Raw genomic sequence first — 25,947 nt, 5'->3', positions numbered from 1 at the left:
CGTCTATCTCCTGATGCGGTCGAGACCGAAACTCATCCGGCTTTCCAGCTTGCGCATACCGAGCGAGATCAGACAGGCCATGCCGAAGTACAGCGCGAGAATCGTCGCGAACGGGATCAACGTATTGCCGGTTTGCGAGCGCACCACTTGCGCCTGGAAGGTCATGTCGCCGAGCGAAATCAGCGACACGACGGCCGTGCCCTTCAGCAGCTCGATCGCGTTGTTGCCGAAGGTGGGCAGCATCAGCGGCAAGGCCTGTGGCAGGATCACGTGCCGCATGCGCTGATAGCGGGAAAGATTCAACGCAATGCAGGCGCTGCGCTGCTCGTGGCCGATCGCGGCGACCGCGCCGCGCACCACTTCGGCGCCGTACGCGCCGACGTTAAGCCCAAGCGCGAGCACGCCGGCCTGCAGCGGCGTCAGCGTGAGGCCGGCCATCGGCAATACGAAGTACGCCCAGAACAGCTGCACGAATATCGACGTGCCGCGAAAGAACTCGATATACGACGTGGCCAACGCGCGCACCACGAAGAAGCGCGACAGACGCCCGAGCCCCGCGACGAACGCCATTACGAGCGCGAGTACCGCGCCCATCAGCGTCAGTTCGACGGTTGTCCGCGCCCCCTGCAAAATCAGCTCCAAATAACCGGACCAGTGGTTCATCGACGCACCTCGCGCGCAATCTATGGGGGCCATGCGCGCGACCGTGCCGCGCGCATGGCGTGCTATCGCGGCCTCAGTTCTTCGCCGCGCACAGTTGTTCGCGGCTCGCCGACATCGCCGCCTTCGCCGAGAAGCCATAGGGCTCGACGATCTTCGCGAACTCGCCGGAATCCTTCATCTTCTTCAGCTCGACATCGAACGCATCGCGCAGCGCGGTGTCCTGCTTGCGGAACGCGACGCCGTCGCATTGCACCGGCGTGTTCTGCACCGGCGCGATCGAATCGAGGTTCGGGTCTTTCGCCTTTGAAAGCAGATCGGTGATCGAAAGAAGCGGCAACGCGAATGCGTCGATGCGGCCGTCCTGCAGCATCTTCAGACCGCTTTGCCCATCCGGCACGATGATCACGCGATCGGTCGGAATATTCGCGGCGGTCGCGAGCTTCTGCTCGGTCGTGCCGCCTTCCACACCGATCACCGCTTTCGGATCTTTCGCGATTTCCTCGTAGGTCTTGATGCTCTTCGTATTGCCTTTCTTGACCGCGAACGCTTCGACCGCGCACAGCACCGGCTGCGAATAGGCGACAGCCGCGCAACGCTGCGGCGTCATGAACAGCCCCGCCGCGATCGCGTCATGCCGCCCGGCCGCGAGGCCCGGAATCATCGCGCCATACTCGGAGACCGACGCGACGACGTCGTTGACGCCCAGCTTCTTGAACCCCGCGCGCGCGACATCGGGCGCCGCGCCCGTCACTTTGCCGTCGGCGCCGACTGCGGTGAACGGCGGTTCGTTCGCGATCGCGATGCGCGCGAAACCTTGCTGGCGCAGCTGCGTGAGCTTGTCGTCGGCGGCATATGCGAGGCTCGCGAGCGTCAGCAGAGACAACCCTCCCGCAATCAGAATCCTCTTCAGCTTCATGATCTCTGGCTCCTTTGGCGTAGTGGTATGACGTAGTAGTGGGTGATGTGCAGCATGGAAAAACAATCTGTTGCGGCTCGGCTCAGATTCGATGCCCCGCGGCGAGGATCTTGCGCAGGAAGGTCTGGGTCCGCTCATGCACGGGATGAGTGAAGATGTCCTCGGGCTTGCCTTCCTCGACGATCCTGCCGCGATCGAAGAACAGCACGCGGTCGGCGAAATCGTGCGCGAAGCCCATTTCGTGCGTGACGAGCAGCATCGTCATATCGGTTTCGCGCGCGAGCCGCTGCATCACGTTCAGGACTTCCTCGACGAGTTCGGGGTCGAGCGCGGACGTCACTTCGTCGAACAGCATGATTCGCGGCGCGAGCGCGAGCGCCCGCGCGATCGCCACGCGCTGCTTCTGGCCGCCCGACAGTTGCGCGGGACGGCTTTTCGCCTTGTCGACCATGCCGACCATGTCGAGCAGCTCTAGCGCGCGTTTCTCCGCCGACTCGCGGCTCTCGCCCTTCGTCAGCATTGGGGCGAGCGTCACGTTGTCGAGCACGCTCTTGTGCGGAAACAGATTGAAGTGCTGAAACACCATGCCGATCTTCTCGCGCATCTTCTGCAGATGCCTTTCGTTCGCGGGCACCATCTGGCCGCCGCGCGGCATATGAAACAGTTGTTCGCCGTCCACCTCGATATGGCCGCCGTCGATCGTCTCGAGCGTCATCAGGATGCGCAGGATCGTCGTCTTGCCCGATCCCGACGGACCGATCAGCGCCAGTTTCTCGCCGGGCATCACGTCGAGCGATAGTTCGTCGAGCACGGTCAGCGCGCCATATCGTTTCGTGATCCGGTCGAGTCGGATCAATGGCTTATTCGCGGGGCTTTGTTCGCGGCGCGCCTGAGTGCCTGCGGGCGTGGCCGTGCGTTCGGAGGAAAGACTTGCCGGGGCGATGCCTGAAGCGCTCAATAGATCGGTAACTCGCGCAGTGTTCATATCGATTCGATCCCGTTCGTCCTACGTGATTTGACTCAATGGAATGCGGCTGCGGCGCCGGAAATGCCAGTGATGCGGACCAGAATACGCAGCCATATTTGCAAACCGGATTGCTCTAGAACAATTCTTTTTTCCGCGCCGGCGAAGGCGGCCCAAGGGTGCACTGCAACACAACCACAGCATGCTTCGATGACGTTACCAACATTGAACTAGCACATTCGGAGGCGTTTTTTCGCGGCATTAGACTGCGGCGAGAAATACCCGTGGCGCCGCATTCACGTGCAACGCGCGCCACGTCCCGCAACGACGTCACGCTCAGAGAGAGGGGAAGATGTCAGATACGACGCAACAGAAATCGCGAATTGAGGTGCCCGTCGTGCGCCTGCCGTTCGAACGCGACGAATATGTCGCGCGTCTTGCCAAGACGCGCAAGGCCATGCAGGCGGCCGGCATCGAGCTATTGATCGTGTCGGACCCGACCAATATGGCCTGGCTCACCGGCTACGACGGCTGGTCGTTTTATGTGCATCAGTGCGTGCTGCTCGCGCTCGATGGCGAGCCGGTCTGGTTCGGCCGCGGTCAGGACGCGAATGGTGCAAAGCGCACCGTCTTCATGCAGCACGATCAGATCGTCGGCTATCCGGACCACTACGTGCAATCCACCGCGCGGCATCCGATGGACTATCTCGCGCGCGAGGTGATCGCGGCGCGCGGCTGGGCCAACGCGAAGATCGGCGTCGAAATGGACAACTACTATTTCAGCGCCGCCGCTTATCGCTCGCTCGTCGCGCATCTGCCGGACGCTAAATGGCAGGACGCGACCGGCCTCGTCAACTGGCAACGCGCGGTCAAATCGCTACGCGAGATCGAGTACATGCGCGTGGCCGCGCGCATCGTCGAGAAGATGCACGCGCATATCCTCGAACGAATCGAGCCGGGCATGCGCAAGAATGACCTCGTCGCGGAGATCTACTCGGCAGGCATTACCGGCATCGACGGTCATGGCGGCGACTATCCGGCGATCGTGCCGCTGCTGCCGACCGGCGCCGACGCGGCCGCGCCGCATCTGACCTGGGACGACACGCCGTTCGCGAAGGACGCCGGCACGTTCTTCGAAATCGCCGGCTGCTTCAAGCGCTATCACTGCCCGCAGTCGCGCACCGTGTATCTGGGCAAGCCGCCGAAGCATTTCATCGAGGGCGAGCGCGCGGTGGTCGAAGGAATCGAGGCCGGTCTTGCCGCGGCGAAACCGGGCAATACCTGCGAGGACATCGCCAATGCGTTTTTCGCGGTGCTGCATAAATACGGCATCGAGAAGAACAGCCGTTGCGGCTATCCGATCGGCGCGAGCTATCCGCCGGACTGGGGCGAGCGCACGATGAGCCTGCGTCCTGGGGACAAGACCGTCCTCGAACCCGGCATGACGTTCCACTTCATGCCGGGCCTGTGGCTCGACGACTGGGGCCTCGAAATCACCGAGAGCATCCTGATCACCAGGACCGGTGTCGAGACCTTCTGCCGCACGCCACGCAAGCTGTTCGTCAAACCGTAAGCGCACGGGCGTCGTGCCCGCATCGACTCGCGGAGCACGATGCCCGTCTCAACACGAGGGGAAACATGCTGCCGAAAACGATGAAGGCCGTCGTGCTGACCGGGCACGGCGGCCTCGACAAACTGGTCTATCGCGGCGACGTGCCGGTGCCGTCCTGTGCGGCCGGCGAAGTACTGATCGATGTGACCGCATGCGGTCTCAACAATACCGACGTGTGGGTCCGCGAGGGCGCCTACGGCACCGACGACGACCCGCAAGCGGTTTCGACGTGGCGACGCGGCCGCTCGACGCTGACGTTTCCGCGCATTCAGGGCGCGGATATCGTCGGCCGCGTGGTCGCGGTGGGTCGCGGCGTCAGCGATGCGCGGATCGGCGAGCGCGTGATCGTCGATGCGTCGATCTACAACCGCGACGACGACAGCCTTGCGGATATCGACTACATCGGCCACGGCCGCGACGGGGGGTACGCTGAATACACGGCCGTGCCCGCGGACAACGCGCATCGCGTCGACTCCACGTGTTCCGACGCCGAGCTCGCGACGTTCTGGTGCGCTTATCACACCGGCGAGCAGATGATCGAACGCGCGGCCGTCGAGCGCGGCGAAGCGGTGCTGATTACCGGTGCGTCCGGCGGCGTCGGCTCGGCCATCATTCAGCTGTGCCGCGCGCGCGGCGCAGTTCCGTATGCGGTGGTCAGCAAGGGCAAGGAAGAAGCGGTGCTCGCGCTCGGCGCGCAAGGCGTTATGCTGCGCGACAGCGACGATTTCATCGCGGACGTCGAACGGATGACGGACGGCCGGCCCGTCGATGTGGTTGCGGATCTGGTTGGCGGGGCGCTGTTCGGCAAGCTGTTGAACGTGCTGCGGCCAGAGGGGCGATACACGACCGCGGGCGCGATCGCCGGGCCGGTCGTGCAACTCGACTTGCGCACGATGTATCTGAAGCAGTTGCAGTTGAATGGATCGTCGCAGGGCACGCGCGGCGCGTTCAAACGCGTGCTCGACTATATTCAGAGCGGTACGATTCGGCCGGTTCTCGCGGCGACTTATCCGCTGTCGAAGTTTCATGAGGCGCAGACGCGGTTTATGGAAAAGCGCTTCGTGGGGAATATCGTTGTGATTCCGGATCGGCATTACGGCGACGAAGCTTCGCATTAACTCTCATTGCGATTAAACACTGGCCGATGCATTACGGCCCTTCCCAGCTCTAGCCGCACACTGTCACCCTCCGAGCCCGCCCGCCCCTCATGGCGGGCTTTCTTTTTCGCGCGTAGCAGTCGTCGTCAATGTTCTTCAAGACAGTCTTATCTCGATTTAAAGCTGTTGACGTGGTTCGTTTCGATGGGTAAGTATCCGACATCGCCTGGAAAATTCATGAGGAATCCAATGGAGAAACGGAATCAGGATGGCACTGGAAAGAAGATGCCGGACGAGGAGGTCTGTGACCTTTGTCGCATTACCTATTCGATCTACGCCAACTTCCCGCCGATGCCGTCGGCACAGGCTATGAATGCAGAAACCGGAGAGTTCTTTCCCTTTGATCGGCTGCGTTCGCTATCAACCGGTTATGACATGGCTAAAGCGCTAGGTTACGCATGGGCGTGTGATTGTCGCGGACGCACCCCGGTCACCAGGCGTATCAACTACAACGAGCAATTCCAACTTCTCGACACTCACACGGGTAAGCCTTTAGCCAGCATTGAATATGCCGTCGAACGGGCAAGCGGCGATATAGAACATGGAATGACCGACGCGAGCGGCTATACGCACCGTCTTTCCATGACCAGTTCGGCTGAAGAAATCAATATTTATTGCAACGGCGCGAAACATGCCTAAGACCGTAATCTCCCCTTCGGGCCAGCATCTCAACCATACCGCACGAAGAACGACGACGAGTACCGCCGACAGCGCCGCGAAACAGGTTCGCGTTGCGTCACGACAAAAGACGCGCCTCGAAGAGAACGAGGAATATTTCAAGGATGCCAACGTCAAGGCGTTCCTCTATATGATTGGGAAATCTGAAGGCGGCGACTATCACGCGAAGTACGGGTGGTATCCGGGAAATACGACGTGGACCTTTACCGACGAATCAACTCACCCGGGGCCGGGTAAAGATGGACACACTACCGCTGCCGGTCTGTACCAGATTAACAGAGCCGCGTGGACCGAACATGGCAAAAAGGCGATGGGTCTCGACGATTTTTCGCCGCACACTCAGGACCTTATCGCGGTTGAAGACGTTCGCGTCCACAATGTAATTGACTTGGTGATAGCCGGAGACATTAAGCATGCCATTGAGAAGCTAAAGCCTCATGAATGGGTGTCCTTTCAGGTTCATGACTTTGCGACTCTGAAGGCGTGGTTTATTGCGGGCGGCGGGACACCAAAATGAAAAATACTGCTATCGCGCTACTACTCGCGGGCCTTACGACTGGTCATGCAGTTGTTTCAGAAATCTTGTTCGAGAATCGAACTGAAGACTCAACGAGCGGATGGGATCACGTCACTCATGCGTTCGCAAGCGCATTGATGAGACATGAAGAGCGAGCGCAGGATTTAACTGGCTATGCACAAGCGGACGAGATACCGAAGGACCCAAGCACAAGGCTCGTATGGAAGACCGTCCCAATTAGCCTTAGGGGGCGGGAAATCCGATTCGTGCGGCCCACCTTGGACCCATATTTTGCACCTTTCTATGGCGCCCATCAATTCCAGCACTGGCTTGTTTCTAACGGGCGCATCCTGCATGAAGGAAATGCTGATGTTTTTCAGATCTTGCAAGTGGAGCATGGTGGAATGCGAGACATCGCAGAGACGGCTTGTACGGCGATAACGTGTTACACAACCCGGTTTCGCTTCAATCAGAGAAGCGGTCGCTACGAAGCAGCATCTTGTCGTGCAAGCACAATTTCCAGCGGTTCTGATGCGGGTCCATGTACCTATAGCCGTCAGTGACAAGGCGGCGCGAAGCCGCCGCCATCCGAGGAGGAGCGTGCCAATGCATCGTCACAACGCTGTCGGCTCTCGCCGGGCCAAATTCCTGGGTTATTAAATGAAAAGACTGCTTCCGCTCTTGTCGTGTCTCCCGCTTACTGCTTTCGCACTAAATGGTACGGGCTCAGTCGATTTCGATTCATCTATCATGCCGCTATTAAATCAGAACGCAGACTTAAGAGAACTCGTTCTCTGCAGCTTCGATATCGTCAGCGATCCAATGGGAACGCGAATTGGAGACGTTCAATCGAAAGCTTTAGGGGGTTCCCGAATCGGGCCTTATTCGATGTGGGCAAACTGGCGCGGGAATTCAGGTTCAAAACCAGTAGTTCTGACGATAAACACGCGTATAGATTTTATCGACTCGCGCGGCAGGAAGGTCAATGGAAGTTTGCTTAAGGCAGTCCGCATTGAAGAGCATATCGATAGCGTGACGATAGGACCTGCGGAACAAGGGCAACCGGAGTCCGTTCCGGGAGGACTAAAGCACGGCATAGATTTAAACGCATGCTCTTCCAGATCTTCTAGATCTTGAATCGTGAATAAAAGGATCTGTGCTCAAAGATTTATGGCTACGCTCGTCGGAGCGCTATTGATTCCGACCGCTTATGCGGATGGATCGGTCAGTTTTCACGGCGACATTGTTCCAATGCTCAAGGCGCGCGCTGAATTGGAACAGTTCATAACTGAAAACTTTTCAGTTACGGATACGGGATGGGGAAACAGGATAGGTAGCGCGACAATGCCGCATATGGGCGGTGCTCGGATGGGACCGTATAAATTTCAAGCCGTGTGGCATAGCTCCCACGGTGACGTCCCAGTTACGTTGATAATCGACACGAAGATCCGATTTCTCGACAGACACCAGCACGAAATCGTGGGCGGTGATCTGCGCGAAACACGATCGGTCAGCGAAACCTTGGATTCTATCGAAATTGAACCGCCTGACATCAATTCCGCCCGAAGTAAATAAAAGCCCCGACCACAAACCACATCCCAGCAGCCGGGGCTTTCTCACACCTCAGTTCATCAAAGCGAAGCAGCCGGCGCAAACACCTGCGACGCAACCTCATCCACCGCTTCGCGCGTCAACTTGACGATCTCGTCGACATCACTGCGCGACGTCACCAACGGTGGCGCAAAGCCAAGGATGTCGCCATGCGGCATCGCCCGCGCGATCAGTCCGCGCTGCATCGCCGCAGCCGACACACGCGGCCCGACCTTCAGCGCCGCATCGAACGGCGTGCGGAGATCCTTGTCGGCCATGAACTCCAGCGCGGCCAGCATGCCCTCGCCGCGCACTTCGCCGACGAGCGGATGCGAGTCGAACGCCGCATGCAATTGCTGGAGCAGATAAGCGCCGGTTTGCGCCGCATTCTGCGTCAGGTTCTCGCGCTCCAGAATGTCGAGGTTGGCGAGCGCCGCGGCCGCGCAAATCGGATGGCCCGAATAGGTCCAGCCATGACCCAACGCGCCCGATTCCTGCGATGCCTTATCGATCACATCCCACACGCCCTCGCTGACGATCACGCCCGACAGCGGCGCATACGCACTCGTCAAACCCTTCGCGACGGTGATCAGATCCGGCTGAATGCCGTAGTGCTGCGCACCCATCTTCGAGCCAAGCCGGCCGAAGCCGCACACCACTTCGTCGCAGATCAGCAGAATGTCGTGCTTCTTCAGTACCTGCTGGATCGCCGGCCAGTAACCGGCCGGCGGCGGTACGATGCCGCCCGTGCCCATCACCGGTTCGCCGATGAAGGCCGCGATCGTATCGGCGCCTTCGCGCGCGATCAGCTTTTCGAGTTCGTCGACGCAGTACGCGACGAACTGCGTTTCGTTCATGCCCGCCGGCGCGCGGCGATACCAGTGCGGACACACAGTGTGCTTGACGCGCTCGACCGGCAGATCGAAGAACTGATGGAAGCTCGGCAAGCCCGTGAGACTACCGGTGACGATACCCGAGCCGTGATAGCCGCGGTCGCGCGAAATGATCTTCTTCTTGTTCGGGCGGCCCTTCACGTTGTTGTAGTACCAGACGAGCTTGATCTGCGTTTCGTTCGCATCCGAACCCGACAAGCCGTAGTACACCTTCTTCATGCCCTTCGGCGACCAGTCGATGATGCGCGACGACAGCTCGATGATCGTATCGGTCGAGTGGCCGACATACGTGTGGTAGTACGCGAGCTTCTTCGCCTGCTCGTAAATCGCCTCTGCCACTTCGGTGCGGCCGTAGCCGATGTTCACGCAGTAAAGGCCGGCAAATGCATCGATAAACGATTTGCCTTGATGGTCCTCGATACGGATGCCCTTCGCGCCGGTCACGATCCGGCCCGGCAGCGCGCCGCTCGCGTGATCGTGCGCGTGCGTCGACGGATGCATGAAGTGCGCGCGATCGGCGCTCAGCAGTTGATCGAATTTAGTCATGGGTCGCTCCTTCGTGTGATGTCTTGATGAATGAATCAGTAGGTTCAGGCCGTTGCGTCCGTCGCCATCGCGTGTGCCGCGGCACGAGCGGGGGCGCTGTCGCTGACCGGCAAGCCGAGCTGGCCAAGGCAGAAATAACGTGTCTCGACGAACGGCTCGAAGCCTTCGACGCCGCCTTCGCGTCCAAGCCCCGACGACTTGATGCCGCCGAACGGAATCGGCGCGCCGGTAAACTTCGCGCCGTTGATGGACACCATCGCGAAGTCGAGTCGGCGGATCAGTTGAAACACGGTGTTCAGCTCTTTCGCGCAGACGTAGGCGGCGAGTCCGTACTCGGTGTCGTTCGCGCGTTCGACCACTTCGTCGAGCGAATCGAACGGCGTGACCGCCGAGATCGGCGCGAAGTTCTCTTCGTCATAGATGCGCATGCCGGGCGCAGCATCGGCCACCACGGTCGGCTCGAAGAACCAGCCGCCGCGCTCGTGCGCCGAGCCGCCCACCGTGATGCGCGCGCCCTTCTCGCGCGCGTCGGCGACGCGCTGCACGGTCGAGTCGAACGCGGCCTGGTGCATCAGCGGGCCCACGTCCACGTGCGGGTCGAATGCATTGCCCACTTTCAACGCCCTCACGGCATCGCTGTATTGCGCGACGAACGCTTCATACAACGGACGCGCGACGAAGATCCGGTTCGCCGCGCAGCAGTCCTGGCCCGAGGTCTGGAACTTCGCCGCCACCGCCACGCGCACGGCCTGTGCGAGGTCCGCATCTTCGGTCACGATGAAAGGCGCGTTGCCGCCCAGTTCGAGCGCGGTCTTCTTGATGCCTGCCTGCGCGGCCGTTTGCATCACCAGTGCACCGACGCGCGTCGATCCGGTGAAGCTGACCGAGCGCACGCGGCTATCCGAAACCAGCGTTTCCATCGCCATTTGCGGCTCGCCGAGCACCACGTTGAACACGCCTGCCGGAAAGCCGGCTTCTTCGGCGAGTTGCGCGAGCGCGAGTGCGGAGAACGGCGTCTCGTGCGCGGGCTTCGCGACTACCGTGCAACCTGCGGCGAGCGCGGCAGCGGCCTTGCGCGTGAGCATTGCGCACGGGAAATTCCACGGCGTGATCAGTGCGGCGACGCCGACCGGCTCGATGATCGTGCCAAGATGCGCGCCATCGATATGCGTCGGAATCGTGCGCCCATTCAGGCGTCGCACTTCATGCGCGAACCATTCGACGAAGCTCGCGCCATACGCGATTTCGCCGCGCGCTTCGGCAAGCGGCTTGCCCTGTTCGAGCGACAGGATCGCAGCGAGATCCTGCTGATGACGCAGGATCAGTTCATGCCAGCGCAATAGCAGCGCCGAGCGTTTGGCGACCGGCACCCAGCGCCACGTGTCGAACGCGCGCTGCGCGGCATCGACTGCGGCGGTGATCTGCGCCGCGTCGAGCATCGGCACATGGCCGAGTACTTCCTGATTCGCGGGATTCTGCACTGCGACGCTCGCGGCGCTCGCGCTATGGACCCAGCGTCCATCCACGTAGCACAGCGATTTGAATAGGACCGGATGACCCAGCAACATGACGACCTCCTGTGTGCGATGTCTCTGCTATCACTGTAGGTCCTCAGGCACTGCGGATTTTTTTGTTGTCGCGGTTGGAAGACTGCGTTTTTTCTGCAATTCGCCGCGTGATTGATGTTTTTTCGGGCGGGACTTTTGACCGTATTTGGACCGCGCTTATCGCGCCATTCAACCGTTCTCGCCAATCGATTGTTCCGCCCAATCAGGCAGTCCTTCGGCGCCGCTTTTCACCACCTTCGTGACGATATAGGTGAAGTACTTCTCGATGCCCAACTCGTCGGTGAGCAACGTATCGATGAAGCGCTGATAGTGGTCGATATCGCGCGACAGCACGTGCATCACATAGTCGACGCCGCCGCCCGTCGCGAGGCATTGCACGACTTCGGGCGCGGCCGCGATGCGCTCCTCGAAGCGCCGCATGTCCGGAGCGGTATGACGCGCTAGCGTCACCTCGACCACCACGCGGCTGCCTTTGAACGCGCGCACCCAATCGATATCCGCGCGATACCCGCGAATCACGCCCTCTTCTTCGAGGCGCTTCACGCGCTCCCATGCCGGCGAAATCGACAGATTGATTTCTTCGGCGAGGCGCGACTTCGTGATGCGTCCGTCGCGCGCGAGAATGCGCAGAATCGCGAGATCGTAGCGGTCGAATTTCATCGCGCGTTCAGACCGTTACCGGTATGCCACGTTCTAGCACGTCGGCGACCACCGCAACCGTATCGCCGATCCGCACGAGCCCCGGAAAATGCCGCGCCGCGAGCATGCCCGCGCGTCGCGCGCGATATTCGATCGGCGCGGCGCCGGTGCGATTCGCATCGTAAACCCGCGCGATCACCTCGCCGCTATCGACCATCTCGCCGAGGTCCTTGCACAATTCGAGCAGACCATCGTGCTCGCTCGTCGTGTAGCAGGTGCCATCGGGCATATCGAGCAGCGTGGTCGTGCGTGGTGCGCTACGGCTCGATTCGTCCTGCTCGATGATCCCCGCATGCTGCAGAAAGCCGCGCACGCCACGCTCGGTAACCGCCACGCTCTGCACCGTTGCGGTACCGCCGCCGCCAAGCTCGGTCGACACGAACACCTTGCCGGCTTCCTCGACGGCCGTGTCGTAAAGCCCGACGCTATCTAGCTCGAGCATTCGCATCGAGTACGGCGCGCCGAACGCGCGCATCGCCGCTTCGCAGCGCGCCTGCTGCGTCGCATCGGGCAGTACGTGAATCGCGGCGAACGGCACGAAGTCGAGCGTGCGGCCGCCCGCGTGCAGATCGAGCACATAGTCGGCGAGCGGCAGCAGATAGCGCTGAAAATAATCGGCGATCTTCTCGGTCACGGTGCCATCCGGCTTGCCCGGAAAGCTGCGATTCAGATTGCCGCGATCGATCGGCGACGTGCGCGTGCCCGCGCGAAACGCCGGAAAATTCATGAACGGCACGATGATCACGCGCCCGCGTACGTCACTCGCCTTCAAGGTGGCGGCGAGCTTCGACAGCGCGATCGGCCCTTCGTATTCGTCACCGTGATTCCCGCCCGTTAGCAGCGCGGTCGGTCCCTCGCCGTTGCGGATCACGGTGATGGGGATCATCTCCGCGCCCCACGCGGAGACGTCGTGAGAATGAGGCAGCTTCAGGAAACCATGCTGTTCGCCGTCGGCGTTGAAATCGACCGTCGGTTGAATCGGGGATGCCCGCATCTGTGCTACTCCTTCGTGAGCCGCTTGTGCGGCGTTTTACCGTTGATCGCGCGTCATTTCAGCGGCGCGCCGTTGCCAAATGTCGTCCCCGCCTTCGCGGCACGCGCGCGCTGCAAGGCGAGCGCGGCAATCGCGGTGTCCTGCGCGCCGGTTCCGGTCAGATCGCAGATCGTCACGTCGGTGTCGCTCGTGCGGCCCGCCGCCTGTTTGGCTATCACCTGACCCAATTCGACGATCGCCGCATCGTCACGCATCGTGCCCGCGGCAATCGCGTGATGCAGTTCGCCGAGCACCCGCGTTTGCTGCGCGCGGTCGCACACATAGCGCGCCGCCGCGAGCGCGGCCGGCGCGATTTCGTTCTTGTGTTCGGCGTCCGAGCCCATCGCGGTGATGTGCAGGCCCGGATGCAGATCGGCGGCTTCGATGAGCGGCGTGCGGCTCGGCGTCGTCGTGATCGCCACGTCCGCTTCGGCAAGCGCGTCGTGAACGCTGGCCGCGACGTCGCAGCGCACGCCGAGCGTGTTGTTCGCTTCTGCTGAGAAACGTAGCGCGCTCGCCGCGTCGCGCGCCCACACTCGTACGTGTTCGACGCGGCGCACCAGCATCAGGGCGCGCAGTTGCAGGCGCGCCTGCTCGCCCGCGCCGATCACCGCGACGTGCGGCGTGTTGGCTTTCGCGAGCCAGCGCGCCGCGACCGCGCCGGCGGCCGCCGTGCGTATCGCGGTCAGATAGCCGTTGTCGAGCAGCACCGCCTCGGTCAATCCGGTCTTCGCCGACAGCACCAGCATCAGGCCGTTCAGGCTCGGCAAACCAAGCGACGGGTTATCGAAAAAGCCCGGACTCACCTTGATTGCGAAGCTGTCGAGGCGCGGCAGCCAGGCCGTCTTCACATCGACTTCGCCGTTATGCGCGGGCAGATCGAGCCGCAGGATCGGCGGCAACGCGACCGCTTCGGTCGCGAGCGCGACAAAGGCGGCTTCGATCTGGTCGATAGCCGCGAGATCGAGCGGCACGAGATTGCGAAGCTCGGCTTCGCCAAGGAGCGTGATCGAGGTCATGATGCGGTATGTGGGTTCGGTGGCGGTTCGGCTTGCGATGTTTCGCTGCCGACGATCCGCCGATGCAGATCCATATCGATGTTCGCGCCCGTCACGACGAGCACGAGCGGCCCGCGCGCGATGCGCTCAGCGGGCAGCGCGCGATCGAGCACCGCGGCAATCCCCACCGCCGCCGCGCCTTCGACGACGAGCCGTTCCTGCCGATACGCATGCGTGATACCGCGCGCGATCGATGCCTCATCCAGCAGCACGGTTTCGTCAATCAGATCGCGCGTCAGCGCGTACGTGTAGCGGTTTTCGAGTCCGATGCCGCCGCCGAGCGAATCGGCCAGCGTATCGACTTCCTCGACCAGCACCGGCTGACCGACCGCGAGACTCGCGTGCATCGCGGCGCCGCGCGCCATCGTCACGCCGGTCAAACCGATCGCGGCACTCGTGCTTTTCGCGGCGAGCGCGATGCCGGCAAACAGCCCGCCGCCCGACAACGGCACGACGATGCTCGCGACATCGGGCAAGGCCTCGACGATTTCGAGCCCGATCGTCCCTTGTCCAGCGATCACGCGCGGATCGTCGAATGGCGGCAAGTAGGCATAACCTTCTTCGCGCACGAGTCGCAATGCTTCGTGCTCCGCCTCGTCCTGGCTTTGGCCGGTAATCCGTACGTGCGCGCCGAGTGCGCGCACCGCATCGACCTTGTTGGCGGGCACGAGGCGCGACAGACACACGGTTGCGTCGATACCGAGCGCGCGCGCCGCATGCGCGACCGCGCGGCCATGATTACCGGTCGATGCGGTCACCACGCGAGTGCAGCCCTGCTCGGCCAGTTGCGCGAGCGCATTGGTCGCGCCGCGCAGCTTGAAGCTGCCGGTCGGCTGCACGGTTTCGAGCTTCAGATAGACCGGAGTGTCGGCGTGCGCCGACAGGCTCGGTGATTCGACGAGCGGCGTACGGCAGACGCGGCCGTCGATACGGCTGCGCGCGCGGTAAATGTCGGCTAACGACAGATCGGCTGACGGTGGAACGGACATGCGCGAGGCCCTGCATCAAAGTGGTCGATTCGCTATTCGATGCGGGCACGGCTGTCGCAGATAAACGCAGTGATTCGCGGCCGCATCGTTTTCCATGCAGCCCAGTCTAGTGTTCTAAAAAACGATTTTTATTGTCCTAGTTCATTTCGGTCAGCGCCCACGCAATTCGCGCACCCGCGCGATCAGGTGAAATCGTGCACCTGCGGGTATTGCTCGAACACATCGTGCATCGTTTCGAGCGCGGCTTTGTAGGTGTCTTCGCTAACCTCGGCGCCGACGCAAACGCGCACCGCATTAGGCCGGTCCGCGTCGCGCACGAGGAATGGATCGGGCGACGTCACCGCGATGTCGCGGTTGCGCAGTTCGCGCACCAGCCGGTCGGTGCGCCAGTGGTCGGGCACCCGCAACCATGCCGACAATGCCTGCGGATGCGCGCCCAGGACATATTTACCGAGCGTCTGCTGCAATTGCGCCTGACGCCGCCCGAGCCGTTCACGCTGAATTTCGACGAGCCGCGCGGCCGTGCCGTCGACGATCCAACGCGTGGCGATCTCGGCCATCGGCGGGGTCGCCATCCAGCTGCTCACGCGCAGCACGCTCTCGGCGCGCAGCGCGAGCCGGCGCGGCGTCGTCATATAGCCGATGCGCAAACCGGCCATCACCGACTTCGTCAAGCTCGTGCAGTAGAACGACAGATCGGGAATCAGGCTCGAAATCGGCGTGGAATGTTTGGCGGGCAACGGGCCGTACACGTCGTCCTCGATCACGTAGACGCCGTAGCGTTCGGCGATTTTCGCAATCGCGCGACGCCGCGAATCGGGCATCAGCGCGACGGTCGGGTTGTTCAGCGTCGGCGTGCAGACGAGCGCGGAGATGCGCTCGCTGTCGCACATCTCCTCGAAGTGTTCGGGGTGTATGCCGTACTCGTCGATTTCGAGGCCCTTCAGCGTGAAGCCGAGCACGTTGGCCGAACCTATCACGCCGTGATCCGTCAGGCTTTCGCACAGCACGGTGTCGCCCGGTCCCACCAGCGAAGCAAGCGCGAGAAAAATGCCGTGCGCGGCGCCGTTGGTGACGAGCAGCGTATCGGCCGAAGCGGGCATGCCGAGCGACGCGAGCCACGCAATGCCCGCCTGGCGATGATGCTCGAAGCCCGCGATCGGCCGGAAAGCGCGAATCCACGGTTGATCGTCGAGCGTCGAGAGCGTCGCGCAGACCTTGCGCCACATCGCATCGTGCTCGGACGTATGAATGATGCGCGCGATCGAAAAATCGACCACCGAGCGCTCGGCCGTATCGAGCATGTAGCTCGACATCGTTTCGGTGACGCGCGCCGCGACGAAGCTGCCGCGCCCTACCTCGCAGCGGATCAGCCCTTGCCGCTCCAGTTCCTTGTATGCGTTGGTCACGGTCTGCACGCTGATCGCGAGTTCGGCGGCGACGTCGCGCTGCGGCGGCAGGCGCGCGCCCGGCGGCAGCGACGTGTTCTCGATGTCGCCGGCAATCGCCTTGACCAGCCGCTTGTATTTCGACTCCACGCCGTGCACCGCGCGCACAGCCTCGCGCCATTGCTCGATCACCGTTGCTCCTCCGTTTATCGCGACGCCGGCTCCGTTTGAAGTCGTGTCGTCTTGCCTGATCTCCAATAGTGAGGCAAAAACGGGGCGGAAAATAATTGTCCTAGAGCAATTGGGGCGAAAAAATGTGGGTGGGATGCAGGCGATGCGGTTCATCGCCTGAGCACAGTCACGGCGGGAAATCGCGTCAGATACTGAACGTCTCGACTGGCGAAGGTAGTTGTCTTCCCCCGCGCTACAGCAACCCCGCAAAATGCATCAGCACAAAAACGATCGCCCCTCCCGCGATCAGCACCAATGCATTGATACGCGTCCTCATCACGAGCACGGTCGCGATGGCCGCGGTGAGCCACGCGATCCATCCGCCTTCGAGGTCCTTGATCAGCACATAGACGGCCGCGAGAATCAGCCCGGCGGCCACGGGGCGCAGCCCAGCCTGCAACGCATTCAGCCAGCGCGCGCCTTCGTGCCGATTCCATACGTGCACGACGCCATACATCAGAAACGCTGTCGGCCCGAATAGCGCAACGGTCGCGACGAGCGCGCCGCCGACGCCGCCGACCTGGTAGCCAATCAGCGTCGCGAGCAATGAGCCGGGACCGGGCGCGAGCCGCGCGATCGCGAAGTCGCTGAGAAATTGCGCATGGGTCATCCAGTGATGCACGTCGACGACCTGGCGTTGCACTTCGGGGATGATCCCCTGCCCGCCACCGACGGTGACGATGGACAGCGGCGCGAAAACCGAAAACAGCGCGATAAGAGTTCTGAACACGGCGGAAGCTTTCGTGGGGTTTGACTTGTGGCGACACAAGCCGATCAGGGCTGGCGCGCCTCGCGCACGTACTCGTAGCCAACGCTCAACGCGCCGGCGATCAGCACGGTCCACACCAGTGACACGCGAAACACCGCGGCGGCCGCGAACGTCGCGAGCAGCACCAGATAGGGAAACACGCGGCGCGGCAAGCGGCGCGCCGCGGTGATCGCCATCGACAGCGACAGCCCGATCGCACCGGCCGCGGCGCCAGCGAGCGCGATATGCGTAAGCGGAAACGACGCGATCGCCGAAAAGAACGCGCCCAGCAGAATGATCACGACGGCGGCCGGAAAGATGATGCCGAAAAATCCCGCGACGGCGCCGCGCCAGCCGAGCAGCCGGTAACCGATCCAGATCGCCAGATTCTTCACGTTGACGCCGGGCAGCGCCTGCGACAACGCGAGGCCGTTGAGAAATTCGTCTTCGCTCATCCAGTGCCGGTCGTGCACGAACTCGCGCATGAACCAGCCGCTCAAGCCGCCGCCAAAACTCGTCAGACCGATGCGAGCGAAGATCAGAAAGAGGCCCAGCGAGGTCACATCGCGAGGCGGTGTGTGGTGTGGCGCGTCGTCTTCGGGTGCCGATACCGGGCCGCTGACGTGGTGCCCGTGGATGCCTTTGGCCAATGCTCGTCCTTAGTCGTTTTGATCGTGCCGCGCTTGCCGCGCGCCCGGCATGATAGCCGCAGATGTCCCCGCTGACGTAGCCGATGGAGCAGACGCAGCCGACGATGCAGCCGCCGCCGGATGCCGCGGATCATGCAGCTCACCGGTCGACCACCCGCCGCCCAGATCGCCAAACAACGACGCCGCGTGCAGCAAGCGCGATTCCTGCACGTTCAGCGCGGTCTGCCGCGTGGTCAGCTGCGTCGCTTGCGCGGTCGCGACCGTCGTGTAATCGACGGTGCCCGCCTGGTACTCGTTGAACGCGATCTCCGCGCCTCGGTCCGCATCGCGCACCGCCGTTTCGAGCACGGCCGCCTGCTCGGCGAGAATGCGCAGGCCGGACAGATCGTCCTCGACGTTCTGGAACGCGCCCAGCACCGTGCCGCGATAGTTGGCAACGGCCGAGTCGTAGGCCGCCTTTGCCGCATCGACGTCGGCGCTGCGCAGGCCGCCGTCGAACAGCGTCTGGGTCGCGCTGCCGCCGAGCGACCACACATAGTTCGCGACCTTCAGCAGACCGGACAGCGGCGACTGCGTGAAACCCGCCGCGGCCGACAGCGAGATGTCCGGGTAATACGCGGCCACCTCGACCCCGATCGCCGCATTCTGCGCGGCCATCTTGCGTTCGGCGGCGGCGATGTCGGGCCGCCGTTCGAGCAGCGTCGACGGCACGCCGACCGGCACCGACGGCAGCGCCGGCATCGCGGTGCTATGAGTGATCGACAGCTCCTCCGGGTTCTTGCCGACCAGCACCGCGATCGCATGCGCTTGCTGCGCGCGCGCGACGCCGAGCGCGATCAGATCGGACTTCGCGGTATTCAACTGGCTGCGCGCGGTGATCACGTCGCTCGGCGGAATGGTGCCCGCCCGATCCTGCTCGGTGACGACGTCGAGAGCATGCTGATATGCGACGACCGTTTGCTGCAGCAGGTCGATGTTCGCGTCGCTGGTGCGCAATTCGATGATCGCCGTTGCGAGCGCGACCTGCTCGGAGAGCGTCGCATTCGCGAGCGTCGCTTCGCTCGCTTGCGCGCTCGCGGCGTTTTCCTCGACGGTGCGGCGTACCTGGCCCCACAGGTCCGGCGCCCAACTCACGTTGCCTTCCAGCGAACCCGAATTGACGATGCGCGTCGACGTACCATTGACGAAGCTTCCCGCTGCACTGACCGAACCGCTGCTCGCGCGTTCGCGCGTCGCCGAGCCGGTCGCGCCGATCGTCGGGAACAGCGCCGCGTGCGCGGCGCGCACGTCGGCGAGCGCTTGCTGGTAGTTCGCGTAGTCCGCGCGCACGGTCTGGTTCGACACCGCGACGAGCGGTTCGAGTTCGTCGATCAGCGGATCGTTGAACGAGGTCCACCACGTTCCCTTCGGGCCGGTCGCGTTCGGCTCGGCCTGGGTCCAGCCCGGCAGCTCCGAGTACGTGGCGGGCACGCTGACCTGCGGCCGGTGATAGTCCGGGCCGACCATGCAGCCGGCGTTGAACAGCGCGAGCAGCGCGACGACGAGCGTCGCGACGCCCGGCAACCCGGCGCGCGGCCCCGTCATTCGTTCAGAAGAAATCTTCATCGTCATGCCTTCGTAACCGGTTGTCCCGGCGTCGCGTCGCGGTTCCAGCGCAGCCCCGCGGACCATCTGACGAGCCGTGCGCGCAGACGGTCGAGATACAGATAAATCACCGGCGTCGTATAGAGCGTGAACATCTGGCTCAGAATCAGCCCGCCCATCACCGTGATACCGAGCGGCTGGCGCAGCGAGCCGCCCTGGCCGATGCCGATCGCGAGCGGCACCGCGCCGAGCACGGCCGCGAACGTCGTCATCATGATCGGCCGCAGACGGATCAGCGCGGCCGCGTGGATCGCATCGCGCGCGGGCATCCGTTCGTGGCGCTGCAACTGGATCGCGACGTCGACCATCATGATGCCGTTCTTCTTGACGATACCGATCAGCAGGATGATGCCGATCATCGCGATCACCGAGAACGGCGTGCCGAAGATCAGCAGCGCGAGCGTCGCGCCGATGCCCGCGGACGGCAGCGTCGACAGGATCGTCAGCGGGTGGATCGAGCTTTCGTACAGCACGCCGAGCACGATGTAGACGACGCCGAGCGCCGCGACAATCAGCAGCGGCACCACGCCCAGCGACTGCGAATAGGCCGCCGCCGCGCCCGCGAACGAGCCGTGAATGCTCGCGGGCATGCCGATGTCGCGGATCGTCTCGTTGATCGCCGCGCCTGCCTGGCTCAACGACCCGCCGGCCGGCAGGTTGAACGAGATCGTCGCGGCGACGAGCCCGCTCTGGTGGTTCACCTGCGTCGACGTATGGCTGTTCCTGTACGACGTCAGCACCGAAAGCGGCACCATCGTTTCGGCAGCCGTACTATCTGCGCTGCCGGTCGAGCTGCCGCCCTTGCTATTGGCGATGCTGTTGTTGGTCGCGTTCGACTGCGCGTCCGAGTTGCGCGAGTTCGTGTTCGACGATGCGCTGGCCGTGGTCGCGCGAGTCGTCGCCGACACCGTGCCATGCGGCATCTGCGTCGCGGCCGTGCCGGTCGGATTACCCGCGGACGCGCTCAGATAGATCCGGCTCAGCGTCTCCGGATACTGCCAGTACTCGGGCGCGACCTCCATCACGACGAAGTACTGGTTCAGCGGGTTATAGATCGTCGACACGGTGCGCTGGCCGAACGCGTCGTACAGCACATTGTCGATCTGGTTCGGCGCGAAGCCAAAGCGCGCGGCGGTCGCGCGATTGATCGTCAGGTAGGTCTGCAGGCCGTTCTGCTGCAAGTCGGAGTTCACGTCGAGCAGCCGTCCGCGCTCCTTCGACAATGCGGCGACGAGTCTCGGCGTCCACGCGAACAGTGCTGCGGAATCGTCGCTCGTCAGCGTGTACTGGTACTCGGCCGCCGATTGCCGCCCGCCGATGCGCAAGTCCTGCTGCGCCTGCAGAAAGAGCCGCGCGCCCGACACTTCGTCGAGCTTCGGACGCAGGCGGTTCACGACCTGGGTGGCCGTCGCGTGCCGCTGCGACAGCGGCTTCAACTCGATGAACACGTTCGCGGTATTGAGCGCGCGTCCGCCGGTAAAGCCCGCGACCGACTGCACCGCCGGATCTCTCTGCACGATCGACTGCAACTGCGCGAGCTTCTTCTGCATCGCCGTGAACGAAATGCTCTGATCAGCGATGATCTGCCCGATCACGATGCCGGTGTCCTGCTCGGGAAAGAAGGTGGCGGGCACCAGCTTCAGCATGAACACGTTGCCGACCAGCAGCGCGAACAGCAGCAGGATCACCAGCAGCGAATGATCCAGCACGGCCGTCAGCGAGCGCGCATAGACATCCTTGAAGCGATCGAACTGCCGCTCGATCCACTGCGCCCAGCGCGCTTTCGAATGACCCGTGTTGTCGCGGCCCAGCACGTACGCGCACATCGCGGGCGTGACCGTCAGCGAGATCACCAGCGAGATCAGGATCGCGATCGACAGCGTGATCGCGAACTCATGAAACATCAGTCCGACGATGCCCGGAAACAGAATGATCGGCAGAAACACCGCAATCAGCGACAGGCTCATCGAAATCACCGTGAAGCCGACTTCGCCCGCGCCCTTCACCGCGGCCTCTTTCGGACTCAGTCCCAGCTCCATGTGCCGCACGACGTTTTCGAGCACGACGACCGCGTCGTCGACGACGAAGCCGGTGCCGATGGTCAGCGCCATCAGCGACAGGTTGTCGATGCTATAGCCGAGCAGATACATCGGCCCGAAGGTGCCGACGATCGACAGCGGCAACGCGACCGCCGGAATCAGCGTGGCGCGCGGCGACTGCAGGAAGATGAACACGACGCCGACCACCAGCAGCACCGCGATGAACAGCGTGCGCTCGGTATCGCCGACCGACGACGTGACCGACTGCGAGCGATCGATCGCGACATCCACGTGCACGCTGCTCGGCAACGTCGCTTCGATCGCCGGCAGTACGTTGCGGATCTGCTGCACGGTGCTGACCACGTTGCTGCCCGGCATCGGATAGACGATCACCAGAATCGCCGACTTGCCGTTGAAAAGCCCCGCATTGCGGATGTTTTCGTTCGAGTCGCGCACCTGGGCGACGTCGCGCAACTTCACCGGCGCGCCGTCGCGATACGCGACCACCAGGTCGCGATACGGCGCCGCGTGCGTGATCTGATCGTTCGAGGTGACCACGTAGCGCTGATCGCCGACGTCGATATGCCCCTTCGCGCTGTCGGCATTGGCCGCGCTGATCGCCGCGCGCACGTCTTCCATGCCGATGCCGTAGCTATTGAGCCTGCCCGGCTGCAACTCGACGCGCACGCTCGGCAACGCGCCGCCGCCGAGCGTGATCTGGCCGACGCCCTGCACCTGCGACAACTGCTGCTGGATCACCGAATCGGCGGAGTCGTAGAGTTGCGCTTTGGTCAGCGTGTCCGAGGTCAGCGACAGCACCACGATCGGCGCGTCGGCCGGGTTGTACTGGCGGTAGCTCGGATTGCTGCGCAGCGTGGTGGGCAGATCGGCGCGCGCGGCCTGGATCGCCGCCTCGACGTCGCGCGCTGCGCCGTTGATGTCGCGCTTCAGACCGAACTCGACGATGATCATCGACGAGCCGACGTAGCTGATCGAGGTCAGCTCCTCGACATCGGCGATCGTCGCGAGCCGCCGTTCGAGCGGCTCGGCTACCGTCGACGCCATGATGCTCGGGCTCGCGCCGGCCATGTTGGCCTGCACGACGATCACCGGAAACGCGATGTTCGGCAGCGGCGCGACCGGCATGCGGAAATAGGCGAGCGTGCCGGAGATCAGGATCGCGATCGCGAGCAGCGTCGTCGCGACCGGTCGCCGGATGAAGAGCGCCGGGATGTTCACCGCGTGCCCTCCGCGCCGCCTGCGTTGCGCTTAGCGCGCTCGGCGCGCCAGCGGTTCACGCGCGTGGCCATCCGGTCGAAGAACAGATAGATCACCGGCGTGGTAAACAGCGTCAGCACCTGGCTCAGCGTCAGACCGCCGATGATCGCGAGGCCGAGCGGGCGGCGCAGTTCCGAACCGGTGCCGGTGCCGAGCAGCATCGGCAGCGCGCCGAGCATCGCCGCGAGCGTCGTCATCAGGATCGGGCGGAAACGCAGCAGCGACGCCTCGAAGATCGCCTCGCGCGGCGCCCTGCCGTGATTGCGTTCGGCGTCGAGCGCGAAGTCGACCATCATGATCGCGTTCTTCTTGACGATGCCGATCAGCAGCACGATACCGATGATGCCGATCACGTCGAGATCCATCCCCGCGAGCATCAGCGACAGCAATGCGCCGATGCCCGCCGACGGCAGCGTCGACAGGATCGTGACCGGATGGATGAAGCTCTCGTACAGCACACCGAGCACGATATACACGGCAACGAGCGCGGCGATCAGCAGGTAGACCTCGCTCGATAGCGAATCCTCGAACGCCGCGGTCGCGCCTTGCAGCGACGACGTGATCGACGGCGGCAGGTCGATCGCCTGCTCGGCCTCGCGAATATCCTTGACCGCGGTGCTCAGCGACGCGCCCTTCGCGAGATTGAACGAGATCGTCACCGACGGGAACTGCGCAAGGTGACTGATCACGAGCGGGGCCTTCCTGATCTCGATCTTCGCGATGCCGGACAGCGGCACCTGCCCCGTGCTGCTGGTCTGGCTCGGCAGATACAGATTGCCGATCGATTGCACGGTCGGCATCGACTCCGGCTTCGCGACCAGAATCACGCGGTACTGGCTCGACTGCTCGAAGATCGTCGACACGATGCGCTGGCCGAGCGCGTCGTACAGCGCGTTGTCGATCGTCGCGGGCGTGATGCCGAAGCGCGCGGCCAGTTGCCGGTTCACTTCGACATTCACGCTGAGGCCGTCGGTGTTGAGGTCGCTCTGCACGTCGGACAGCGACGGAATCTGCTTCAGACGCGCGACGAGTTCCGGCACGTACTTCTGGAACGCCTGCTGGCTCGGTCCGCGCAACACGAAGCTGTACTGGTTCGGCGACACCGTCGTGTCGAGCGTCAGGTCCTGCTCGGGCTGCATGAAAAGCTTCACGCCCGGCACATGCGCGACTTCCTGCGCGAGCCGGCGCGCGATTTCCTGCGCGTTGTTTGAACGCTTGTCCTTGTCGCGAAGATTGATCAGGAAGCGGCCGTTGTTCAGCGTCGCGTTGGTGCCGTCGATGCCAACGTACGACGTCAGCGACACCACGTCCGGGTCCTTCAGGACCGCATCGGCGAGCGCGCTCTGCCGCTTCACCATCGCCGCGTACGACACCGAGTTGTCGGCGACGCTGATGCCCTGGATCACACCGACGTCCTGCACCGGAAACAGGCCCTTCGGAATCACCACATACAGGATGCCGGTCAACACGACGGTGGCGACCGCGACCATCAGCGTCAGCGTCTGATGGTCGAGCACCCAGCGCAGGCCACGCTCGTAGGCGGCAAGCGTCTTGTCGAACAGGCGCTCGCTGATGCGCTCGAACCGGCTCGGATGCCGCTCGGCCTGCGCGCGCAGCATCCGCGCGCACAGCATCGGCACCACCGTTAGCGACACGACCGCCGAAATCACGATCGTAACCGCGAGCGTCACCGCGAACTCGCTGAACAGGCGCCCGATCACGCCGCCCATGAACAGCAGCGGAATCAGCACCGCGATCAGCGAAATGGTCAGCGACAGAATCGTGAAGCCGATCTGCCCCGCGCCTTCGAGCGCGGCTTCGAGCGGCGACATGCCCTCTTCCAGATAGCGCACGATGTTCTCGATCATCACGATCGAGTCGTCGACCACGAAGCCGGTCGCAATGATCAACGCCATCAGCGACAGGTTGTCGATCGAATAGTTGAGCTGGTACATCACCGCCAGCGTGCCGATCAGCGAGACCGGTACCGAGATGCTCGGAATCACGGTCGCGGGCACGTTGCGCAGGAACACGAAGATCACCGCGACGACCAGCACGATCGCGAGAATCAGCTCGAACGTGGCGTCCGCGACCGACGCGCGAATCACGCCGGTACTGTCCGACACCACCGTCACTTTCATGCCGGCCGGCAGCGTCGATTCGAGCTGCGGCAGCACCTTCATGATCTGATTGACCGTCTGGATCACGTTCGCGCCGGGCTGGCGCTGCACGTTCAGCACGATCGCGGGCGAGCCGTTGTACCACGCGCCGCGCTCGACGTCCTGCGCGGCCTGGCTCACGCGCGCGACGTCGCGCATGTAGACCGGCGAGCCGTTCTGATAGGCGATCACCGTGTCCAGATAGTCTTTTGGGTCGGTGATCTGATCGTTGCCGTTGATCGTGTAGTCGAGATCGGGGCCGTCGAAATTGCCCTTCGGCTGGCTCACGTTCACGTAGCTGAGCAGCGTGCGCAGATCGTCGATATTGAGGCCGTAGGCGGCGAGCTTGTGCGGGTCGGCCTCGACGCGGATCGCGGGCACGTTGCCGCCGCTCGTCGTCACGACGCCGACCCCCGCCACCTCCGAGATCTTCGTGCCGAGGCGATTGTTCGCGACATCCTCGAGCTGCGTCAGCGACATCGACTTCGACGTGACCGCGAGCGTCAGAATGGGCTGGTCGGCGGGATTGACCTTCGCGTACGTCGGCGGCGCCGGCAGGCCCGATGGCAGATAGCTGTTCGCCGCGTTGATCGCCTGCTGCACGTTCTGCTCGGCGATGTCGAGGTTCAGCGACAGATCGAATTGCAGCGTGATCACCGACGCGCCGTCCGAGCTGTACGAGGTCATCTGCTGCAGGCCCGGAATCTCGCCGAGCTGCACTTCGAGCGGCGCCGTCACGGTGGTCGCCATCACCGTCGGGCTCGCACCCGGATAGAAGGTCTGCACCTGAATCGTCGGATAGTCGACGTTCGGCAGCGACGACACCGGCAGCACGCGCATCGCGATCAGACCGATGAGCACGAGCGCGATCATCAACAGCAGCGTCGCGACCGGGCGAAGTATGAACAGGCGGGAAATGTTCATCGG

At 63.2% G+C, this 25,947-nt stretch carries 20 protein-coding genes; 5 read left to right on the top strand and 15 right to left on the bottom strand.

Translation table 11 applies throughout. The annotated features are described in order from the left end of the window. Positions 1 to 3: 3 nt before the first annotated feature. The 3 genes from ehuC to ehuA all read right to left on the bottom strand — a co-directional run bounded on the left by ehuC (position 4) and on the right by ehuA (position 2,564). Positions 4 to 663, bottom strand: coding sequence for an ectoine/hydroxyectoine ABC transporter permease subunit EhuC (gene ehuC / locus AB4Y34_RS07045; RefSeq protein WP_368715619.1), 660 nt, complete (start codon positions 661 to 663; stop codon positions 4 to 6). A 73-nt stretch (positions 664 to 736) separates the two neighbouring features. Then, positions 737 to 1,579 (bottom strand): ectoine/hydroxyectoine ABC transporter substrate-binding protein EhuB, encoded by an 843-nt coding sequence (ehuB, locus tag AB4Y34_RS07040; RefSeq protein ID WP_368715618.1) that lies wholly within the window; start codon positions 1,577 to 1,579, stop codon positions 737 to 739. An 82-nt stretch (positions 1,580 to 1,661) separates the two neighbouring features. Next, positions 1,662 to 2,564 carry an ectoine/hydroxyectoine ABC transporter ATP-binding protein EhuA gene (ehuA, locus tag AB4Y34_RS07035; protein ID WP_303623469.1) on the bottom strand — a complete coding sequence of 301 codons (903 nt, stop codon included), beginning with the start codon at positions 2,562 to 2,564 and terminating at the stop codon, positions 1,662 to 1,664. 331 nt (positions 2,565 to 2,895) lie between these two features. Between ehuA and doeA the strand changes: the two genes are divergently transcribed. From doeA to AB4Y34_RS07010, 5 genes are all read left to right on the top strand, one after another. Further along, the gene (gene doeA, locus AB4Y34_RS07030; protein ID WP_368715617.1) at positions 2,896 to 4,116 is read left to right on the top strand and encodes an ectoine hydrolase DoeA; all 1,221 of its coding nucleotides are present in this window, start codon (positions 2,896 to 2,898) and stop codon (positions 4,114 to 4,116) included. Between the two features lie 65 nt (positions 4,117 to 4,181). Continuing rightward, on the top strand, positions 4,182 to 5,273 hold the full coding sequence (locus AB4Y34_RS07025; protein WP_368715616.1) for an alcohol dehydrogenase family protein: 1,092 nt from the start codon (positions 4,182 to 4,184) through the stop codon (positions 5,271 to 5,273). A gap of 228 nt (positions 5,274 to 5,501) precedes the next feature. Continuing rightward, on the top strand, positions 5,502 to 5,951 hold the full coding sequence (locus tag AB4Y34_RS07020; protein WP_368715615.1) for a hypothetical protein: 450 nt from the start codon (positions 5,502 to 5,504) through the stop codon (positions 5,949 to 5,951). After that, a complete protein-coding gene (locus tag AB4Y34_RS07015; RefSeq protein WP_368715614.1) occupies positions 5,944 to 6,507 on the top strand; it encodes a paar repeat-containing protein in 564 nt (187 codons plus the stop codon). The genes AB4Y34_RS07020 and AB4Y34_RS07015 overlap by 8 nt, the downstream gene beginning before the upstream one ends. Positions 6,508 to 7,677: 1,170 nt before the next feature. Then, positions 7,678 to 8,082, top strand: coding sequence for a hypothetical protein (locus AB4Y34_RS07010; protein WP_368715613.1), 405 nt, complete (start codon positions 7,678 to 7,680; stop codon positions 8,080 to 8,082). A gap of 56 nt (positions 8,083 to 8,138) precedes the next feature. Here AB4Y34_RS07010 and AB4Y34_RS07005 read toward each other — a convergent pair whose 3' ends face one another. The 12 genes from AB4Y34_RS07005 to AB4Y34_RS06950 all read right to left on the bottom strand — a co-directional run bounded on the left by AB4Y34_RS07005 (position 8,139) and on the right by AB4Y34_RS06950 (position 25,944). After that, the gene (locus AB4Y34_RS07005) at positions 8,139 to 9,536 is read right to left on the bottom strand and encodes an aspartate aminotransferase family protein (protein ID WP_176121028.1); all 1,398 of its coding nucleotides are present in this window, start codon (positions 9,534 to 9,536) and stop codon (positions 8,139 to 8,141) included. Positions 9,537 to 9,580: 44 nt separating this feature from the next. Next, positions 9,581 to 11,104, bottom strand: coding sequence for an NAD-dependent succinate-semialdehyde dehydrogenase (locus AB4Y34_RS07000; protein WP_368715612.1), 1,524 nt, complete (start codon positions 11,102 to 11,104; stop codon positions 9,581 to 9,583). Between the two features lie 168 nt (positions 11,105 to 11,272). Beyond that, positions 11,273 to 11,764 (bottom strand): Lrp/AsnC family transcriptional regulator, encoded by a 492-nt coding sequence (locus AB4Y34_RS06995; RefSeq protein ID WP_013092605.1) that lies wholly within the window; start codon positions 11,762 to 11,764, stop codon positions 11,273 to 11,275. 7 nt (positions 11,765 to 11,771) lie between these two features. Then, a complete protein-coding gene (gene doeB, locus AB4Y34_RS06990) occupies positions 11,772 to 12,797 on the bottom strand; it encodes a N(2)-acetyl-L-2,4-diaminobutanoate deacetylase DoeB (protein ID WP_368715611.1) in 1,026 nt (341 codons plus the stop codon). Positions 12,798 to 12,850: 53 nt separating this feature from the next. After that, entirely contained in the window at positions 12,851 to 13,855 is a 1,005-nt protein-coding gene (locus tag AB4Y34_RS06985; protein WP_368715610.1) for a cyclodeaminase, read from the bottom strand. Next, positions 13,852 to 14,883 (bottom strand): hydroxyectoine utilization dehydratase EutB, encoded by a 1,032-nt coding sequence (gene eutB, locus AB4Y34_RS06980; RefSeq protein WP_368715609.1) that lies wholly within the window; start codon positions 14,881 to 14,883, stop codon positions 13,852 to 13,854. The genes AB4Y34_RS06985 and eutB overlap by 4 nt, the downstream gene beginning before the upstream one ends. Before the next feature lie 182 nt (positions 14,884 to 15,065). Next, a complete protein-coding gene (locus AB4Y34_RS06975; protein WP_176106902.1) occupies positions 15,066 to 16,463 on the bottom strand; it encodes a PLP-dependent aminotransferase family protein in 1,398 nt (465 codons plus the stop codon). 232 nt (positions 16,464 to 16,695) lie between these two features. Beyond that, on the bottom strand, positions 16,696 to 17,232 hold the full coding sequence (locus tag AB4Y34_RS06970; protein ID WP_368715608.1) for a chromate transporter: 537 nt from the start codon (positions 17,230 to 17,232) through the stop codon (positions 16,696 to 16,698). 44 nt (positions 17,233 to 17,276) lie between these two features. Then, positions 17,277 to 17,900, bottom strand: coding sequence for a chromate transporter (locus tag AB4Y34_RS06965; protein WP_176106903.1), 624 nt, complete (start codon positions 17,898 to 17,900; stop codon positions 17,277 to 17,279). A gap of 9 nt (positions 17,901 to 17,909) precedes the next feature. Then, positions 17,910 to 19,511, bottom strand: a complete 1,602-nt coding sequence (locus AB4Y34_RS06960; RefSeq protein ID WP_368715607.1) for an efflux transporter outer membrane subunit — start codon at positions 19,509 to 19,511, stop codon at positions 17,910 to 17,912. Further along, a complete protein-coding gene (locus tag AB4Y34_RS06955; protein WP_368715606.1) occupies positions 19,508 to 22,822 on the bottom strand; it encodes an efflux RND transporter permease subunit in 3,315 nt (1,104 codons plus the stop codon). Before AB4Y34_RS06955 ends, AB4Y34_RS06960 begins: the two co-directional genes overlap by 4 nt. Beyond that, positions 22,819 to 25,944, bottom strand: a complete 3,126-nt coding sequence (locus tag AB4Y34_RS06950) for an efflux RND transporter permease subunit (protein ID WP_368715605.1) — start codon at positions 25,942 to 25,944, stop codon at positions 22,819 to 22,821. Before AB4Y34_RS06950 ends, AB4Y34_RS06955 begins: the two co-directional genes overlap by 4 nt. Positions 25,945 to 25,947 lie beyond the last annotated feature (3 nt).

Source organism: Paraburkholderia sp. BR10954 (assembly GCF_040965775.1).
GTDB classification, from domain to species: domain Bacteria; phylum Pseudomonadota; class Gammaproteobacteria; order Burkholderiales; family Burkholderiaceae; genus Paraburkholderia; species Paraburkholderia youngii.
The sequence above is the reverse complement of the archived record's forward strand: the minus strand, read 5'-3'. Positions and strand labels throughout refer to the sequence as shown.

Coding starts and splice junctions, on each gene's coding strand:
- ehuC (WP_368715619.1), bottom strand. CDS start 663: ATGAACCACTGGTCCGGTTATTTGGAGCTGATTTTGCAGGGGGCGCGG.
- ehuB (WP_368715618.1), bottom strand. CDS start 1,579: ATGAAGCTGAAGAGGATTCTGATTGCGGGAGGGTTGTCTCTGCTGACG.
- ehuA (WP_303623469.1), bottom strand. CDS start 2,564: ATGAACACTGCGCGAGTTACCGATCTATTGAGCGCTTCAGGCATCGCC.
- doeA (WP_368715617.1), top strand. CDS start 2,896: ATGTCAGATACGACGCAACAGAAATCGCGAATTGAGGTGCCCGTCGTG.
- AB4Y34_RS07025 (WP_368715616.1), top strand. CDS start 4,182: ATGCTGCCGAAAACGATGAAGGCCGTCGTGCTGACCGGGCACGGCGGC.
- AB4Y34_RS07020 (WP_368715615.1), top strand. CDS start 5,502: ATGGAGAAACGGAATCAGGATGGCACTGGAAAGAAGATGCCGGACGAG.
- AB4Y34_RS07015 (WP_368715614.1), top strand. CDS start 5,944: ATGCCTAAGACCGTAATCTCCCCTTCGGGCCAGCATCTCAACCATACC.
- AB4Y34_RS07010 (WP_368715613.1), top strand. CDS start 7,678: ATGGCTACGCTCGTCGGAGCGCTATTGATTCCGACCGCTTATGCGGAT.
- AB4Y34_RS07005 (WP_176121028.1), bottom strand. CDS start 9,536: ATGACTAAATTCGATCAACTGCTGAGCGCCGATCGCGCGCACTTCATG.
- AB4Y34_RS07000 (WP_368715612.1), bottom strand. CDS start 11,104: ATGTTGCTGGGTCATCCGGTCCTATTCAAATCGCTGTGCTACGTGGAT.
- AB4Y34_RS06995 (WP_013092605.1), bottom strand. CDS start 11,764: ATGAAATTCGACCGCTACGATCTCGCGATTCTGCGCATTCTCGCGCGC.
- doeB (WP_368715611.1), bottom strand. CDS start 12,797: ATGCGGGCATCCCCGATTCAACCGACGGTCGATTTCAACGCCGACGGC.
- AB4Y34_RS06985 (WP_368715610.1), bottom strand. CDS start 13,855: ATGACCTCGATCACGCTCCTTGGCGAAGCCGAGCTTCGCAATCTCGTG.
- eutB (WP_368715609.1), bottom strand. CDS start 14,883: ATGTCCGTTCCACCGTCAGCCGATCTGTCGTTAGCCGACATTTACCGC.
- AB4Y34_RS06960 (WP_368715607.1), bottom strand. CDS start 19,511: ATGACGATGAAGATTTCTTCTGAACGAATGACGGGGCCGCGCGCCGGG.
- AB4Y34_RS06950 (WP_368715605.1), bottom strand. CDS start 25,944: ATGAACATTTCCCGCCTGTTCATACTTCGCCCGGTCGCGACGCTGCTG.